1 protein-coding gene is annotated in these 558 nt (G+C 48.4%); it reads left to right on the top strand.

The annotated features are described in order from the left end of the window. Positions 1-558: sodium/proton-translocating pyrophosphatase (locus tag B4K20_RS11160; protein WP_289282956.1), on the top strand; the 558-nt coding region annotated here is incomplete at both ends.

Here is a 558-nt window from a genome sequence, read left to right as displayed (position 1 = left end):
TCTTGGTGTTTTCGGTTTATTTTGCGCGTTTCTCCTTTATATATCGATCCTTAAAAAACCAGCAGGCACAGGCAAGGTCGTTGATATAGGCGATCAAATTCATCTCGGTGCGATGGTGTTTATGAAAGCGGAGTATTCGCGCTTAGCCATTTTCTGCTTGTTGTGCATCTTGGCGCTGGGATTTTCGAATTTAGGTTGGCCAAGTGCCCTATCTTTCTTTATTGGTGCTATCTGCTCTGCTTGTGCTGGCTTCATTGGCATGTATGCCTCAACCAAAGCCAATGTCAGAACAGCCGTCGCCGCACAGAATCAAGGAACAGCACAAGCGTTGTCCATCGCCTTTTCCGGTGGTTCGATTATGGGACTTACCGTCGCCGCCATGGGGTTATTAGGGTTAGGCTTTCTTTACCTACTCTACGGCCATGATCCTCAAACCACACATATTATTCACGGCTTCGGCATGGGTGCTTCGTCGGTCGCCTTATTTTCAAGAGTGGGTGGTGGAATCTACACCAAATCAGCCGATGTTGGGGCGGACTTAGTTGGCAAGGTCGAAGC

This window comes from Methylophaga sp. UBA5088, from assembly GCF_002414625.1.
In the GTDB taxonomy this organism is placed as follows: Bacteria; Pseudomonadota; Gammaproteobacteria; order Nitrosococcales; family Methylophagaceae; genus Methylophaga; species Methylophaga marina.
Note: the sequence above shows the minus strand (reverse complement) of the source record. Positions and strands in the feature narration are given on the sequence as shown.